Source organism: Bradyrhizobium sp. CCBAU 45394, from assembly GCF_028128655.1.
GTDB classification, from domain to species: Bacteria; Pseudomonadota; Alphaproteobacteria; order Rhizobiales; family Xanthobacteraceae; genus Bradyrhizobium; species Bradyrhizobium diazoefficiens.
Genome location: NZ_LBIX01000004.1, coordinates 45,850 through 61,921 on the forward strand (window position 1 = coordinate 45,850; position 16,072 = coordinate 61,921).

At 64.9% G+C, this 16,072-nt stretch carries 11 protein-coding genes and 1 pseudogene; 7 read left to right on the forward strand and 5 right to left on the reverse strand.

All coding sequences use genetic code 11. From position 1 onward, the window contains the following. Positions 1 to 49: 49 nt before the first annotated feature. From WN73_RS01055 to WN73_RS01080, 6 genes and pseudogenes are all read left to right on the forward strand, one after another. Entirely contained in the window at positions 50 to 2,893 is a 2,844-nt protein-coding gene (locus WN73_RS01055) for an ATP-binding protein (protein WP_271551099.1), read from the forward strand. Between the two features lie 118 nt (positions 2,894 to 3,011). Then, the gene (locus WN73_RS01060; RefSeq protein ID WP_011089008.1) at positions 3,012 to 3,719 is read left to right on the forward strand and encodes a hypothetical protein; all 708 of its coding nucleotides are present in this window, start codon (positions 3,012 to 3,014) and stop codon (positions 3,717 to 3,719) included. A 182-nt stretch (positions 3,720 to 3,901) separates the two neighbouring features. Continuing rightward, the gene (locus WN73_RS01065; RefSeq protein WP_271551104.1) at positions 3,902 to 4,603 is read left to right on the forward strand and encodes a type 1 glutamine amidotransferase domain-containing protein; all 702 of its coding nucleotides are present in this window, start codon (positions 3,902 to 3,904) and stop codon (positions 4,601 to 4,603) included. 82 nt (positions 4,604 to 4,685) lie between these two features. Then, positions 4,686 to 5,642, forward strand: a complete 957-nt coding sequence (locus WN73_RS01070; RefSeq protein ID WP_271551106.1) for a heme-binding protein — start codon at positions 4,686 to 4,688, stop codon at positions 5,640 to 5,642. Positions 5,643 to 5,659: 17 nt separating this feature from the next. Further along, positions 5,660 to 6,615 (forward strand): annotated as a pseudogene (locus tag WN73_RS01075) (alpha/beta fold hydrolase). A 469-nt stretch (positions 6,616 to 7,084) separates the two neighbouring features. After that, positions 7,085 to 8,071, forward strand: coding sequence for a helix-turn-helix domain-containing protein (locus tag WN73_RS01080; protein WP_271551108.1), 987 nt, complete (start codon positions 7,085 to 7,087; stop codon positions 8,069 to 8,071). A 316-nt stretch (positions 8,072 to 8,387) separates the two neighbouring features. Here WN73_RS01080 and WN73_RS01085 read toward each other — a convergent pair whose 3' ends face one another. From WN73_RS01085 to WN73_RS01100, 4 genes are all read right to left on the reverse strand, one after another. After that, entirely contained in the window at positions 8,388 to 10,709 is a 2,322-nt protein-coding gene (locus WN73_RS01085; protein WP_271551600.1) for a molybdopterin guanine dinucleotide-containing S/N-oxide reductase, read from the reverse strand. A gap of 212 nt (positions 10,710 to 10,921) precedes the next feature. After that, positions 10,922 to 11,971, reverse strand: coding sequence for an Ldh family oxidoreductase (locus WN73_RS01090; protein ID WP_271551110.1), 1,050 nt, complete (start codon positions 11,969 to 11,971; stop codon positions 10,922 to 10,924). Positions 11,972 to 11,973: 2 nt separating this feature from the next. Continuing rightward, the gene (locus WN73_RS01095; protein ID WP_110116869.1) at positions 11,974 to 12,855 is read right to left on the reverse strand and encodes an alpha/beta hydrolase; all 882 of its coding nucleotides are present in this window, start codon (positions 12,853 to 12,855) and stop codon (positions 11,974 to 11,976) included. A 78-nt stretch (positions 12,856 to 12,933) separates the two neighbouring features. Continuing rightward, positions 12,934 to 13,836, reverse strand: a complete 903-nt coding sequence (locus WN73_RS01100; RefSeq protein ID WP_271551113.1) for a VOC family protein — start codon at positions 13,834 to 13,836, stop codon at positions 12,934 to 12,936. A 309-nt stretch (positions 13,837 to 14,145) separates the two neighbouring features. Between WN73_RS01100 and WN73_RS01105 the strand changes: the two genes are divergently transcribed. Beyond that, positions 14,146 to 14,877, forward strand: a complete 732-nt coding sequence (locus tag WN73_RS01105) for a GntR family transcriptional regulator (RefSeq protein ID WP_271551115.1) — start codon at positions 14,146 to 14,148, stop codon at positions 14,875 to 14,877. A 142-nt stretch (positions 14,878 to 15,019) separates the two neighbouring features. Here WN73_RS01105 and WN73_RS01110 read toward each other — a convergent pair whose 3' ends face one another. Continuing rightward, the gene (locus tag WN73_RS01110; RefSeq protein ID WP_271551117.1) at positions 15,020 to 15,907 is read right to left on the reverse strand and encodes a branched-chain amino acid aminotransferase; all 888 of its coding nucleotides are present in this window, start codon (positions 15,905 to 15,907) and stop codon (positions 15,020 to 15,022) included. Between the last annotated feature and the right edge of the window lie 165 nt (positions 15,908 to 16,072).

A 16,072-nucleotide genomic window follows, 5' to 3' on the forward strand; every position in this document is an offset into this window, starting at 1 on the left:
AGGTAGGTCAAAGCGCAGACGCCAGCCCTTTCACTGGAATCATTGGCCCGTGCCGGACACTAACGACCAGGATTCGACGATTGCCTTCGGTCCATTCCGGCTGCTTGCAAAGTCGCGGCTGCTGGAGAAGGACGGCGCCCCGCTTCACCTTGGCGGCCGCGCACTCGACATTCTGATTTTTCTCGCCGAGCGCGCCGGCGAGGTCGTTGACAAGCGCGAGTTGATCAAGCGCGTCTGGTCCGGCGTGACGGTCGACGAAGGCAGCCTGCGCTTCCACATCACGACGCTGCGCAAGGCGCTGGGCGATGCCGGCGAAGGTGCCCGCTACGTCGTCAACGTCCCCGGACGCGGCTATTGTTTCACCGCCCCGCTGCTTCACCCGGCTCCTTCGGAGAGCCGGAGCAGCCCGCCTGTCGCGTCGCCCCACGCGCTGCCCTCACCGCTTGCGAGGATGATCGGGCGAGACGAGGCCGTCGAGAAGATTTCGGCCGAGCTTGCCCTGCATCGCTTCGTCACAATCGTCGGCCCCGGCGGGATCGGCAAGACCTCGGTCGCACTTGCCGTCGCGCATGGCGAGCTCACGGCCTTCGACGGCCAGGTGAGCTTCGTCGATTTCGGAGCGCTGACGGATGCCCGGCTCGTTCCCGGAACGATTGCGGCAACCCTGGGCCTGACCGTCAATTCCGACGACCCGATGCCGGGCCTGCTGGCGTTCCTGCGCAGCCGGCGGACGCTGCTGGTCTTCGACAGTTGCGAGCACATCCTCGACGAGCTCGCACCAGTGGCCGAGCGCCTGGTCCAGGAGGCGCCGGAGCTGCATATTCTCGCCACCAGCCGCGAATCCTTTCGCAGCGAAGGTGAGCGCGTCCATCGGCTGTTTCCGCTGGATTGCCCGCCAGAGCGCGACGGGCTCGGCATCGCCGACATCCTTGCCTATCCCGCAAGCCAACTCTTCGTGGAACGCATTGCCGAGAGCCTGAGCGAATTCGAGCTCAGCGAGGAGGATGCGCCGCTCGTCGCCGAGATCTGCCGGCGGCTGGACGGCATTGCGCTGGCGATCGAGCTCGCGGCCGGACGTGTGAACGCCTACGGCATTGCCGGGACCGCCTCGCTGCTGGACAGCCGCTTCTCGCTGCTGTGGCGGGGACGGCGTAGCGCAATCCCGCGGCACCAGACCTTAAGCGCCGCGCTCGCCTGGAGCTACGATTTGCTGCCGGCAGCCGAAAGCGCAACGCTGCGCGGATTATCGGTATTCGTCGGGCCCTTCACCCTGGAAGCCGCGCTTGCCGTCGCGTCCTGCCAGGGTATCGGCGAATCCGAGGCCGTCGAAGCCATCTCGAACCTGCTCTCCAAGTCCCTGATCGCGACCTCGCCCGCGGAGCGGCGGCTGCGCTATCGCCTGCTCGACACCACCCGCACCTTCGTCGCCGGCAAGCTGGTCGAGAGCGGCGAAGCGGCCCGCGTCGCGCGTGCCCACGCCGAATATTTCCGCGATTTCCTGCGCGACATCGCGCTCAAATCCACGGGCATGCAGAGCGCGGGCGGCTTCCTTCCCTATGCCGACCACCTGCCCAATGTGAGGGCCGCGCTGACCTGGAGCTTCTCGGACGGCGGCGACCGGACGATCGGCGTGGATCTGGCGGCCTCAGCGGCCCAGTTCTTCCTCGAGCTGACATTGCTGACGGAATGCTACCGCTGGACACAGCAGGCGCTTGTATCTCTCGATAAGGGCGTGATCGACAGCCGCCAGGAGATGACGTTGCAGGCCGCGCTCGGCGTCTCCGTGATGTTCACGCAGGGCAATACGGAGGCGGTCCGCTCCGCCTTCACGCGCAGCCTCCAGCTTGCCAGAGAGCTCGAGGACCTGCACTGGCAGCTCTGGCTGCTGCGCGGCTTGCACATCTACCTGACCAGGGTCGGAGATTTTCACGGCGCGCTCGGAACCGGCGAGCAGGGCGAAGGCGTCGCGCGAAAGCTGAATGATCCAGCCGCCACACTGAACGTGGAATGGATGCTCGGCGTCGCCCACCATCTGATCGGCAACCAGGACAAGGCCGTGCAGTTCTGCGAGAGCGCGATGGTGCACAATCCCGGCTCGCAGCGGCTGAACATCGGCCATCTCGGTTATGACGACCGCATCGTTGCACTGGTGGCGCTGGCGCGCGGGCTCTGGCTCACCGGCCGGCCCGATCGGGCCGTCGAGGCGGCCAGATACACGGTGCGCGAGGCCGAGCTGCTCGAACAGCCGCTCACCCTCGGCATTTCCCTGATCTGGACCATCTACGTGTTCCTCTGGGTGGGCGACTGGGCCAGTGCCGAAAGCCTGATCGAGCGGCTGATCGACCATTCGGCGCGGCACTTCCTCGGCCCCTACCACGCGGTCGGCATCGGCCAGAAGGGCGAGCTGCTGCTTCGCCGCGGCGACGTCGCCGGCGGGATCGAGCATCTTCGCCGCAGCCAGGCTACGCTATACGCCACACGGCACCGGATCATGACGACGGTGTTTGCGACCGCGCTTGCCGAGGGTCTCGTGGCGCAGAACCAGCCCGATGAGGCCTTGCGTACGATCGATGAGGCCATCGCCCAGATCCCCGAGCACGGCGAATCCTTCGACATGCCGGAGATGCTCAGGGTCAAGGGCGACATCCTGGCCGGGTCGGGAAATGCCGCGGGGGCCGAGAATTACTTCCGGAAGTCGCTCGATCTATCACGGCGGCAATGCGCGCTCGGCTGGGAGCTGCGGGGGGCGATCAGCCTCGGCCGCGTCTGGCGTCATGCCGGAAAGGCCGGCGACGCACGCGATCTGCTCGCGCCGCTCCTCGCGCGGTACCAAGAGGGCCTCCAGACCCGTGATCTCGTCGCCGCCAGGGAGCTCCTGGGCGCGCTGAATTGAGAGTATCTTCAACAAGATACCGCCATACTGCCTGCTCGCAACTCCTAACAACTTCTAACACGCCAAGCCGCATCCGCCCCGCCATGGTGGTGACGTTTCACGGTGGATATGGCGGGACATGGCTCTCCTTCACGATGTAATCGATGCTAGTGGCGGTTTGGACCGCTGGAGCAGCTTGAACCGTTTCACGCTCCACCTTTCCGTCGGCGGAATGCTGTTCTCCAGTGCCGGACATGCCAGAGAATTCAAGGATGTGACCGCGGAAGGCTCGACCCGGACGCAATCCGTCCGCTTCACCGGCATCACCGGGGGAGAACACTCAGGCTCCTTTCAACCGGACGCGATCACGATCGAAAGCCTGGATGGCGAGGTGCTGCGGACCTGGCGCAATCCGAGCCTTGCATTTCCCGAGGCCAGTGCCCCCGCGCTTGCGGACGAACTGCATCTCGTCTTCTTCTGCGGCGTCGCGATCTGGAACTATCTGACGATTCCATTCCTGCTCGCTCATCCCGATGTCGTGTTGGAGGAGCTGTCACCGTGGTCTGAAGGCACTGAGACCTGGCGGCGGCTGCGGGCGCAATTCCCCGCGCACCTGATCACCCTCGCGCCCGAGCAGATCTTCTATTTCGACCAGAGCGCTTTGCAACGGCGGACGGATCACGATCTCTTCGGGATGAAGGTAGCGCATTATTCCTGGGCCCATGACAATTTCGCCGGCATCGTGGTGCCGACGCTTCGGCGCGTGCAGACGCTGCAGGCTGATGGAACCGTGATTGCCAGGCCCGTGCTGATGGACGTCGAGATCTTCGACGCCGTGTTCGAGTAGCCGCGGCGACAACGCCGCCCTCGCAACGTCTAACACCACATAACGAGCCAACGGCCCAACTTGGGTGCAGATTACGTTTGCGAGCGGCGAACGAACGCAGCAGCTCGACGAAGACTTGCACCGATGTGCTCCACCAGGAGGGAGCGCGTCATTCAGCAAACGCAATCAAGGGAATCCGTGTCATGAAAGTATTGATGGTCATCACCTCCCACGACCAGCTTGGCAACACCGGACGCAGGACCGGCTTCTGGCTCGAAGAGCTTGCAGCCCCCTACTACGTCTTCAAGGATTCCGGCGCGGAGATCACGCTCGCCTCGCCCAAGGGCGGCCGTCCGCCGCTCGACCCCAAGAGCAACGAGCCCGAGTTCCGCACCGACCTGACGGTGCGTTTCGAGAACGATGCGGCGGCGGAGGCCCAGCTCGACGAGACCGTCCGCCTCGACAGCGTCCGGCAGGAAGACTTCGACACGCTGTTCTATCCGGGCGGCCACGGCCCGATGTGGGACCTCGCCGAAGACAAGAACTCGGTCAAGCTGATCGAGTCCTTCCTCGCCGCCGGCAAGACCATCGCCGTCGTGTGTCATTCGACCGGAGCGCTGCGCCACGTCAAGACGCCCGATGGCAAGCCGCTGGTCCAGGGCAAGGAAGTGACCGGCTTCACCAACGGCGAGGAAGAGGACGTGGGCCTGACCAAGGTGGTTCCCTTCCTCGTCGAGGACGAGATGTTGAAGCTCGGTGCCGTCTTCTCGAAAACGGCCAACTGGGGCGTGCACGTCGTCAGCGCCGGCCAGCTGATCACGGGACAGAATCCGCATTCGTCGGGCCCCGCCGCGCAGACGCTGCTCGCCGCCCTCAAGAGCAAACGGATGGCGAAGGCGTCGTAAAATTCTGGATGCGGTCGCATCTCGGGAGGCGCCCGCAACGGCGCCTCCCGACGCCGCGATATTCCTCGGAGAGGACACGATCATGGACCTGCTTTCCTATGCGAAGACGATCGCAGAGCGCATCGAAGCGGAGGCTGCCCGCGCCACAGTTCCGATGGCGGTTTGCATCATCGACATTCACGGCAACATCATTCTCAAGCACCGTATGAGCGGCGCGCCGACCTTCTCGCTCGAGCTGTCGGAGCGGAAGGCCTATACGTCCGCGCTGGTGGGGCTGCGAACGGCGGAACTCTCTCCGATGGTCCAGCCCGGACAGGCTCTGTTTCCCCTGATGGGAGTTGCGGGCGGACGCTTCTGCTCGATGGGCGGCGGCGCGCCGCTGCACATCGACGGACAGCTCGTCGCCGGCGTCGGCATCAGCGGCGGGACCGTCGAGCAGGACGTCGACATCCTCGAGGCCGGGCTTCGCGAACCCGCTGCCACCGATACGGTCGATATGAAGATCGAGGTCGTCGTCCTCCCGGTCTCGGACGTCGAGCGCGCCAAGCGCTTCTATGCCGACCTCGGCTGGCGGCTCGACATCGACTATCAGGGCCCAAGCAATTATCGCGTGATCCAGTTCACGCCTCCCGGCTCGGGCTGCTCAGTCATTTTCGGCAGCAACCTCACCATTGCTGCTCCCGGCTCCGTGAAGGGGCTCCATCTCATCGTGTCCGACATCGAGGCCGCATGCGACGACCTGCGCCGTCGCGGCATCACCGTCGGCGAGCCGTTCCACGACCCCGGCGGCATATTCCATCATGCCAGCGTCCAGGACCTTGCCGCCGGCCCGAACCCGCAGCGCAAGAGCTACGCCTCCTACGCCTCGTTCAGCGATCCCGATGGCAACGGCTGGGTGTTCCAGGAGATCACGGCGCGGCTGACGGGACATATCGAGGACGGCGAGGAAAGCTTTACGCCCGAGCTCACGGACGTCGTGCGGCGGGCCGAAGCTGCCGCGCGCGCGAGCGCCGGAGCGGGCGATCGCGCGGCGGCCTGACATCGGAGCGACGACATATGAGCATTCCAGCCACCCTCGCCCTCTCTGCTGCCCTTGCCTGCGCGACCGTGCAGCCTCGGCGCAGGAGCTGCGGTCGAGCCGGCGCTCGATCAGCTACCACACCATCGAGATCCACGGCCTCAAGATCTTCTACCGCGAGGCCGGGCCGGCCGACGCGCCGACCGTGCTGCTGTTGCACGGCTTCCCCTCCTCCTCGCGGATGTGGGAGCCCCTGCTGCCGCTGCTGGCCGACAAATATCACCTGATCGCACCGGACTATCCCGGCTTCGGCAACAGCAGCGCGCCGCCGCCGTCCGGCTTCGCCTACACGTTCGACAATATCGCCGGCGTGATCGGCGAGCTCACGGCGAAGCTCGGCCTGAGCCGCTACGTGCTGTTCATGCAGGATTACGGCGGCCCCGTCGGCTTCCGCATGGCGCTGGCGCATCCCGAACGTACCAGCGCCATCATCATCCAGAACGCCGTTTCGCATGAGCAGGGGCTGAGCCCGCTCTGGGAAGCGCGTCGCAGATACTGGGCGGATCCGGCGCACGAGCTCGAGGCGCTCAAGGCCAACTTCACCTCTCTGGAGGCGACACGCCAGCGGCACCTCGGTTCCAGCCCGCGCCCGGAACGCTATGATCCGGATACATGGACCGACGAATACGCGTTTCTGACGCGCCCGGGCCAGGCCGAGATCCAGACCACGCTGTTCCTGGATTACCGGACCAACGTCGCGTCCTATCCCAAATGGCAGGACTGGCTGCGCAAGACGCGGCCACCGACGCTGGTGGTTTGGGGCAAGTACGATCCATCCTTCGCCGTCGCCGGCGCCACGGCCTATCGCGACGATGTTCCGGAGGCGGAGGTTCACATCCTCGAAGCCGGTCACTTCGCGCTGGACGAGGCGACCGACCAGATCGCGTCGCTCGTCCGCGACTTCCTTGCGCGACTGGACGGACACAAGGGCTGAAGACGAAGGCAGGAGGCGCCGACGGCTTCCGCCGGCGCGGCTCTCGACGTCACGATCCACTGCTGCGGGGGCCATGTCCTGCCGAAAGCTCGTTCACTTGTCGCTCATCCTGACGACCACCTTCACCGCATCGAGACGCGCGGCGCGCCATATCCAGCGCCGAGGCGATGTCCAGTGAACGCCGAGCGCAAACCTCACGCCGGTGGGTCGATCGCCACATCAGGTCCGGCGCCATCCTCGCGCCAAAGACTTGAAACATTTGAGAAAGTCGACCTCTCTGCGACGGGCTGTCACACCATGTTCGCGCACACAAAATCTAACACATCCTAATCATCACTAACGGGCTTCTTGTCCGGCTCACGCCTATCCTCTGAGCATGGAAAACCTTCTCGAAAGCCTTGTCGAAAGCTTTGGGCTTGGGGGTTTGCCGGTCGCCGCCAGCGGCCGCGATGCCAAGAGAGGACGAGCGATGTTTACCGACTTGCAGGCGGCGCCTGCCTGGATTGATCTTCAGGCCGAGCCGCGCGATCACCAGCTCCGCCAGGCAGCACAAGCGATCCCGAGGGAACGCGGGTGGCGCCGGATCGACCGCGGCCCGGAGGCGACGATCGAGGACATCACGATTTCGCGATGGGAGGATTTCAGAGACAGCTCGTCGCACGAGGCGACGACGCCGGAGGATCGCTACTTCGTCGGCATTGCCCTGAAGGCCACGCGTGCGAAATTGACCCGTGACCGCCAGGTCATTTTCGACGGCACCATGCCCGCAGGGACGCTCTATGTCAGCGCACCGTCGAAGCCTCTCGCCGCACAATTCCAGGCGCCTTGCGCCTTCCTGCACTTCCATATCTCCGCTGATCATTTCCCGGCGCAATCGCCTGCCGCGGAAGGACTTGGCGACCTCGTCCTGCTGCGCGACCCGCTCGCGGCCGAGCTCGCCAGGGCGCTGACCGAGCATGGCGATGCCGCGGACCGGGAGTTCACACGCTGCGTCGGCCAGACCCTTGCGATGCATCTGGCCCGGCTGGAGCCGCCGCGTGCCAGGGTCAACGCCTTGCCGAAATGGCGGCTGCGGCGCGTTGAGCAATATATCGCGGACAATTTCGACCGCTGCATCAGCCTGTCCGAACTCGCCAATGTCGCCGGCCTGTCCAGAATGCACTTTGCAGCACAGTTCCGCGCCGCGACCGGCTACCGTCCGCGCGAATATCTGCTCAATCACCGGATCGAGAATGCGAAGACGCTGCTCGCGACGACCGGGCGGCCACTGGCCGAAATCGCACTTGCCGTCGGGTTCAGCACCCAGGCGCATTTTTCGACCGTCTTCAAGCGCATCAGCGGCCAGTCTCCGGCACGCTGGCGCCTCGCCAGCAAGGCCGAGCCTCTCGCAGCGGAAGCGCTGCCGCGGCGCCGTCCTGCTGCAGACAGGGACTGGATGGCCAGCGCGGCCGCGTAGCTCGTCCTTTCGACACGACAGGCGACATGGCGTTGCGGAATACGCGTCTGGTTTGGTCTGCAATTTTTCGAACGTAGTGCCCTGCCACTTGTGCCGGCTCGCGCCCTCGTCCTCCCGGGCCTACGAGCCACTCGGGGCCGTCCCTGCTCCCACACAGGACGGCCCCTTTTCTTTGTCTGTTGACGGGGATGAAGTTGCGCTCACAGCCTCCACATCGTCATTGCAAGCGCAGCAAAGCAATCCAGACTGCCACCGCGGAAAGACTCTGGATTGCTTCGCTGCGTTCGCAATGACGGAGCAAGGGGCGAACGCCCCGCTACACCGGATCGAACGCCCGGATCGGCGGCAGATTGCCGGTGAATTTCTCCACCTCCACCGTCGTCAGCTGCCCCGTGCAGCCCTGCGCGAAGGACGAGGTGCCGACGTCGCGGGTGAGCACGTTCGGATTGCCGTGGACGCAGAGCGGCGCGTCGTCCTCGGGGTCCATCGGGTCGTACCAGGCGCCGGTCGGGAGCTGGACCACGCCGGGCGCGATGCCGTCGGTGACATGGACCGCGGCGAGGCAGGCGCCGCGCTCGTTGAACAGGCGGATGATGTCGCCGTCCTTGATGCCGCGCGCGTCGGCATCAACCGGGTTCATGCGCGCGACCTCGCGGCCGCGATGCTTGGCGCCGAGCGAATGTCCGCCGAAATCGAGCTGGCTGTGCAGGCGCGTCACCGGCTGGTTGGCGACGAGGAAGCATGGCGCACCGGGCTTGGGCATGTCGGTCTTGTCGAGCCAGACCGGATGGCCCGGACAATCCGCATCGCCATGGCCGGCGATCTTCGTCGAGAAAATCTCGATGCGGCCGCTCGGCGTCGGCAGGGCGTGAGCGACCGGGTCCTCGCGGAAGCGGCGCAATCGGCCGCCGTCGTCGGGCTGTTGCGGCACGACCAGGCTGCCGCGCTGCCAGAATTCGTCGAAGCTCGGCGCTTCGAGGCCGCGCATGGCGAGCGAGGCGCGGGTCGGCTCGTAGAGATGTTTTAGCCACTCCCGCGACGTGCGTCCTTCGGTAAAGGGTTCGCGCGCGCCGAGACGCTCGGCAAGATCGGCAAAAATCTCGTAGTCGTCGCGCGCGAGGCCAAACGGCTCGGCGATCCGGTGCATCGCGACCATGAGGGGATCGTTGCTGGAATAGCCGATGTCCTCGCGTTCGAGCGTCATGGTCGACGGCAGCACGATGTCGGCGTGGCGCGCCGTCGCAGTCCAGGCGAGCTCGTGCACGACGAAGGTATCGAGCTGCGCAAAAGCCTTGCGCAGGCGGTTGATGTCCTGGTGGTGATGGAAGGGATTGCCGCCGGCCCAGTAGACGAGGCGGATATCCGGATAGGTGCGCGTCTCGCCATTGTAGCGATAGGTGGTTCCGGGATTGAGCAGCATGTCGGCGATGCGCGCGACCGGGATGAAATCACGGACGCCGTTGCGGCCCTGCCCGAGCGTCGGCCCCGGCACGTCGTTGACGCGGCGGCCGTAATAGCCGATCGCCCCGAGCGAATAGGCGTAGCCGCCGCCGGGCAAGCCGATCTGGCCGAGCGCTGCCGCCAGCACCATGCCCATCCACACCGGCTGCTCGCCATGCTCGGCGCGCTGGAGCGAATGCGAGACGGTGATGAGCGCGCGCTTTCCGGCAAGGCGACGGGCGAGCGTGCGGATCGTGTCCGCGTCAACGCCTGAGATCGCGGCGGCCCACTCGGCGCTCTTCGGCTGGCCATCGCTCTCCCCGGTGAGATAACGCAGGAAGACGGGCCACCCTTCGGTGTAGCGATCGAGGAAGGCCTGATCGTGCAGGTTCTCGCTGACCAGCGTGTGGACGATGCCGAGCATCAGCGCGGTGTCGGTGCTGGGCACGCACGTCAACCATTCGGCACCGGCCTCGACCGGCAGGTCTTCACGCAGCGGGCTGACCAGGATGAACTCGCAGCCGCGCCGGTGCGCCGCCGCCATGGCGCCGCGCTCGACATGCTTGCTGATCGAGCCGCCGGCCACCATGGAGTTCTTCAGCGCCATGCCGCCGAATGCCAGCACGATGTCCGTCTCAGTCGCGATCTGCTCCCAGGTGACGTTGCGCTTGGTGATGTCCTCGTAGCCCGCGAGAATCTGCGGCAGCAGCACCGAGGAGGCGCCCGAGGAATAGGAATTCACCGAACGCACATAGCCGCCCATCGCGATATTGAGGAAGCGGTGCACCTGGCTCTGCGCGTGGTGAAAGCGGCCCGCGCTCGACCAGCCATAGGAGCCGCCGAACACGGCGCCGGGCCCGCGCGTGTCGCGGATGCGGCCGAGCTCGTCGCCGAGGAGGTCGAGCGCCTTCTCCCAGCTCACGGAGACGAATTCGTCGCGGCCGCGGCGATCGTCCGGACCGGGACCTCGCTCGAGCCAGCCGCGGCGAATCGCCGGCTGAGCGATACGCGCATGGTGCCGCAGCGCGCCGGGGAAATTGTCGATGATGCCGTTCGGATCAGGATCGCCCGCATAGGCCCTGACCTCAAGGCCGGCTGCGCCGTTGCGCGCCGAGAACACGCCCCAATGCGAGGTGTGCGGCTTGAAACCGTCGGACAGGTCGAGGCCGGGGTCGGGGAAGCCAATCGTATCGTCCATCATCTGATCCTTGTTCCGGTACATGGTGGCAGTATACCGATCCAGGTCCCGATGTCGTCGAGATCAGGGTTGACGGAAACGCTGGGCTCCCGCGCGCAACGCAGGCAGGTGGGGATGCGTGACGGAACGGTCGGCGACGGATCGCCAAATCACGCGATTTCACGCCGATAAGGGCGACCAGGTCGGCCCGGGGTGCGCCCGAGGGTCCTCGACTAGGCAACGCCTTCGGGCACCGCCACATTCAGTTTCGAGGCGAGCGCCAGCAATCGCGAAACAGTTCCCCGCGCGAGCGGAATCCCAGCGCGCGACCGTCTTTCCATTTCCTCAAAGCCGCGCTCGCCCGGCAGGTATACGCTGTCCACCCCGGCCGCGGGCGGCAGGCTCTTGATCGCCGCGCCGAGCCGATCGACTTCAAGGGTGAAGTTGTCGCCGAAGGCCGACGGGTCGAGCACAGCCACCAGACCGTTGCCGCCTGGATCGCCGCCGTGGACGAGCGCCACGGCGATGAGTGGGTTGGCCGTCAGGACGCTGGCGAGAACCTCTATCATCAGAGAGAGGCCCGAACCCTTGGGACCGGCCATCGGAAGGACCGCTTTTGCTTCGCGCGGGTCCGTTGTCGCCTGGCCATTCCCATCGACAGCCCAGCCAACCGGAATCGGCTGACCGGCATCCCTCGCAGCCATGATCTTTCCGAGCGCCACCGATGCCGTCGACATGTCGAGGAGCAAGGGACGATCGGGATTGCCGGTCGGCGCGGCAATCGCGATTGGGTTCGTTGAGACGCCCTCTGCGCTGGATCCGTGATAGATCATCAGCGGTTTCGAAGCCGTCATAACAATGCCGATCCGTCCCGCCTGAGCGACCTGATGCGCGTAGTATCCGATCGCGCCGGCGTGGCTGATGGAGCGAACCGCGCACCAGCCGATCCCGTGGGTGTCCGCAAGCTCGCTTGCTTTTCGCGCAGCAAGGCTCATTCCGACGGCGCCGGGCGCGCGTTGTGCGTCGATCACCGCCACCGCGCCCTTGCCCGAAACCTGGCGCGGTTCGGCGGCGGGATTGATCAGACCAAGCTCGACCATCTCGACGTAGCGCGGGATCCGCAACAGCCCGTGCGAATCGGCGCCGCGCAGATTGGCCCAGACGAGCATGGCCGCCGTCTGATCCGCCTGGTCGGCCGTGAAGCCGCCCGCCCTGAGAAGATCCGCCGCGAACGGCCGGAGCGCATCGGCGCCGATCGCGACCGTGTCTGAAGCGCCCGTCATGCTCAGGCACCGAGCGGAGACGGGAAGAACTTGTCGAGCCAGCCTTTGATGATCGCCTTGGTGCGCGGCGCATCGCCTTCGGCGAGCGGGAAATGCGACGTGCCGGTGATCAGCACGAGCTCGGCCGGCTGGCCGGCCTTCTCGAACATGCGGATCGACTGCTCCGTCGGCGTGATCGTGTCGTTGGCGGTGTGCAGGAACAGGATCGGACGAGGCGCGATGTTGCCGACGACCTCGTCCGCACGAAAATTGTACATGCTCCACGCGGTCTCGACGGGAATCTCCATGATCGCCTTTGGCGAGAGATTCTTGCGCAGATGCTCCGGGATCGGGACGGCATCGAAGCGGGAGATCCACATGCTCTGGCCGGTGTCCTGCTTTTGCTTGCGCCCTTTCTCCAGAAGCGAGGTGAATTTTGCCCAGGCTTCGGGCGTCGGATGCTGGCCACGGAATTTCCGCTCCCCGTCGCCCCAGCCGCAGGACGAGATCACGCAGGCGAAGCGATCGTCGACGCCGGCGGCGTAGACGGAGACGGCCGCGCCGAAGCTATGGCCGACCACGCCGATCCGCCCGGGATCGACCTCTTCCCTCTCCGCAAGGAACGTCAGCGCGTTCTTGGCGTCCGCGACCTGGTCGAAGCAGCGCACCTGCGCACGTTCACCTTCGCTCTCCCCGCAGCAGCGGAAATCGAAGCGAAGCGCCACATATCCCATCTGCTCGAGCATGCGCGCCTGGATTTCGGCGTGGGACTCGTCCTTCGATCCGACAAAGCCGTGCAGGACGATGAAGGCAGGCAGCCGCTGGCCCGGCTTTCTCGCGTCCGGCACGTGCAATACGGCCGATAGCTTGAGCCCGTCAGACCGGAAGGTGTGCTTCTCTTGCATTGGCATCTCTCTCGTAGGCTGCGACAGGGGCGGCGCGCTCACGCAGTGCGCACACGGGCAAGGCTGCCCGACTTCCCGTCAGGTGATGGCGGTGAAGGGAAAGTGAAACTGACGCCATTCGAGCGGCGCGGGCGTGCCCCAGACATTCATGCAGCGCACATTGCCCGGGCGCTCGAGATTGGTGATGACATTCGGCACGAAGCCGTCGTCGTCAGCGATGAGAGCCATCGATCCGGAGCACTCGATCATCGCGCCGCTGGAATCGGTGTAATAGGCGTAGGTGTTGTCGCCCGGCCGATGCCGGCCCGGCCCCCACAGCATCTGCCTGTCGAAGCGGTCAAGCAGGTCACCGAGCTTCAGGTAGTCGTTGAACTCCCTGAACTCGAAGGAGTAGTGGTGCAGCCCCACCTTGCCGCGAACGACGCCGACGATGTGATGCTGGCGATTGCCGCCGTACATCCAGCTCAGGCTGTCGTCGACCATGCGTTCGGATATGCGGAGGCCGCAGATCCTCTCGAGCTGCTGGCGCGTTGCAATCGGATCGGGCGACGTCAGATTGAGATGATCCATGCGGTTCGGTCCGACGCCGTGGGTCGGATAGCGCCGACCGTAGATCTGGTCGCGCGTCGGCGTATGCACCTCGAAGCGCAGCCCTTCCGGCGTGGCGAAGGTGACGCCCGCGGCTATGCAATCGAGGCTGGGTTTACGCGAGATGACGCGACATCCGGCGCTCTCGACGCGCGACTCCGCCTCGCGGACGGCATCGACGGTGAGCGCCTCCAATCCGATCGTATGGGTCGCATTCTCGTGCGACCTGAGCAGCACCAGTTCCGCCGCGCGCCCGTTGGAGCTCAACCAGGTCTGCCCCTCGTCCGTGTAGGTGATCTGCAAGCCGAGGATTTCGGTCGCGTCCCGGACCACGGCCTCGATCGCCGTGGTGTTGATTTTCACGTACCCGACCGCATGAACAATAGGCGGCATTGCTCCCCTCCCAGGGCTCGACGATGTTTGATGTCCTGATACCGCATCAGGGCAATGCGCACAAACATATTTTCGATGAAGTATGATTATTTCGAAATTATACGACTTCGTCCGATCCTGCTCGCCGACGAAGGGACCCGAAGCTGTTCGGAGAGTTCGCAGCAATCCCGTCGCTTGCTGCAGGCTTCGATCCGTTCAACACCGTGGATACCGCCGTGCCAACCGGGCAACGGCAGCCCGAACTGTTTGATATTCTTTCGAAAATCGATGATACTGACTGGCAGCAGAGGGATGGCAGGACGGCGTCGGATGCGTGAGAGGGTCAAGCCAGCAGGTGAAACACGCGCGGCTGACGTGCTCCACCGGATGCGCGCAGACATCATCAGTTGCACGCTCAAGCCGGGCGCCAAGCTGCGGTTCGAGGCGCTACGGGACATGTACGCGGTGAGCTTTTCGACGCTGAGGGAGGCGCTCTCGCGCCTCGTGGCCGAAGGGCTCGTCATCGCGGAGGATCAGCGCGGCTTCGTCGTCGCGCCGGTTTCGATCGACGATCTCAACGACCTCACCTATGTCCGCGTGCTCATCGAGCGCGAATGCGTTGCGCTCGCGATCAAGAACGGCGACGACGCCTGGGAGGCGGACATCATCGGCGCATTCCACCGGATGGATCGCCTGCAGAACCGGCTCGGCTCCAATTATTATCTCTCGGAAGAATGGGGCAAGCTCCACGGCGATTTTCATTTTTCGCTTGTTGCCGCGTGCGGCTCGCCCAACCTCCTGGAGATCCGCCAGAAGCTGTTCGAACGCGCGCACCGCTACCGCCGCATGTCCTCGCAATTCCGGACCAAATGGCGCGCCAAGGATGTCGAGCACAAGATGATCATGGATTCGGTCGTCGCGCGCGATGCCGCGAAGGCCGAGGAGCTGATCGAGCGCCATATCCGCGAGACGACCGACAACGTGATCAAGCACGCAGGCCACCTCTTCGTCACATCCGACGAGGAACGCCCCCGCCGCACGGGCCGGGTCGCCGCTGAATAGGTGCCAGCAAGGACGGTCCTCCTGCTCGCCGTCACGCGCATCCTCTCACATTTCGCAATGCTTCTTGGCTCACCAGAGCGACCGCGAAAGCTGATATAGAGTCGCGCCCTATCCTCTCGCAATGTTGCCCAGTGATGCCCTCTCACGCAGCAAGCTTCATTCCGTGGGCAAAATCCCAATACAGCTTTCGTGCCCGCGCGTAAAAGCGCCCTGGCCTGAGTTGCCGGTCGTCGATCCGGATCACGGGCGCGACTTTTGCGAAATTGCCGGTCGAAAAGATCTCGTCCGCACTGACGAAATCGGAGTAGCGCAGCGTTGCCTCCAACACCGTGATGCCGTCACCGCGCAAAAGTTCGATCACGCGCTGCCGCGTGATTCCGTTCAGGAACGTGCCATTCGGCGCAGGCGTAAAGACAACGCCGTCTTTCGCCATGAACACGTTCGAATTGCCGAACTCCGCGACGTTACCGAGCATGTCCAGCATCAGGCAATTCTGGAAGCCGCGCGAGGCGGCTTCCCTGAGCGCACGCGAACTGTTCGGATAAAGACAGGAGGCCTTGACATCGGCCGGCGCGCATTCGGCGGTCGGTCTGCGGAACGGCGACAGGGTAATCGCGCTGCCGACGGGCTCCGGGATCGGCGATTCGTAGATGCAAAGGCACCAGTCCGTCGTTTCCGGATCGAACAGCACACCGCCGCCGATGCCGTTCTGCGGCCAGTACATCGGGCGGATGTAGAGTTCGGCATTGACCGGGAAACGGGCGATACCTTCGCGCACCAGTCCGAGCCACGTGTCGAGATCGACGACCGGTTTGAGCCCGAAGTTGACCGCAGATTGATTGACGCGGGCGCAATGACGATCGAGGTCGGGCATGACGCCTTCGAAAGCGCGCGCACCATCGAAGATGGTCGAGGCGAGCCAGAGCCCATGGGTGCGTGGCCCCATGATCGGCACATTGCCCTCGTGCCACTGGCCTCGGAAGAATGTCCATGTCCTCGAATGGCTGATGGAATTGGTGTCGGAGACCATGACGAACCTCCATGTATGCGCGACGGACTTCGGTCCGTGGACCATAGCCTTCGCGGAAAGCGCCTTGCGGTCGACCGGTCCGGCCTCCGTTGCCGCAATCTCCGGGACAGCGACCGCCTACCGCCGGAACAAGGCGCGGTCGGGAGACAACCTAGCCGACCGAAC

Excerpts from the sequence above, each read along its gene's own strand:
- WN73_RS01060 (WP_011089008.1), top strand. The coding sequence starts at position 3,012 with ATGGCTCTCCTTCACGATGTAATCGATGCTAGTGGCGGTTTGGACCGC.
- WN73_RS01065 (WP_271551104.1), top strand. The coding sequence starts at position 3,902 with ATGAAAGTATTGATGGTCATCACCTCCCACGACCAGCTTGGCAACACC.
- WN73_RS01070 (WP_271551106.1), top strand. The coding sequence starts at position 4,686 with ATGGACCTGCTTTCCTATGCGAAGACGATCGCAGAGCGCATCGAAGCG.
- WN73_RS01080 (WP_271551108.1), top strand. The coding sequence starts at position 7,085 with ATGTTTACCGACTTGCAGGCGGCGCCTGCCTGGATTGATCTTCAGGCC.
- WN73_RS01085 (WP_271551600.1), bottom strand. The coding sequence starts at position 10,709 with ATGGACGATACGATTGGCTTCCCCGACCCCGGCCTCGACCTGTCCGAC.
- WN73_RS01090 (WP_271551110.1), bottom strand. The coding sequence starts at position 11,971 with ATGACGGGCGCTTCAGACACGGTCGCGATCGGCGCCGATGCGCTCCGG.
- WN73_RS01095 (WP_110116869.1), bottom strand. The coding sequence starts at position 12,855 with ATGCAAGAGAAGCACACCTTCCGGTCTGACGGGCTCAAGCTATCGGCC.
- WN73_RS01100 (WP_271551113.1), bottom strand. The coding sequence starts at position 13,836 with ATGCCGCCTATTGTTCATGCGGTCGGGTACGTGAAAATCAACACCACG.
- WN73_RS01105 (WP_271551115.1), top strand. The coding sequence starts at position 14,146 with ATGCGTGAGAGGGTCAAGCCAGCAGGTGAAACACGCGCGGCTGACGTG.
- WN73_RS01110 (WP_271551117.1), bottom strand. The coding sequence starts at position 15,907 with ATGGTCTCCGACACCAATTCCATCAGCCATTCGAGGACATGGACATTC.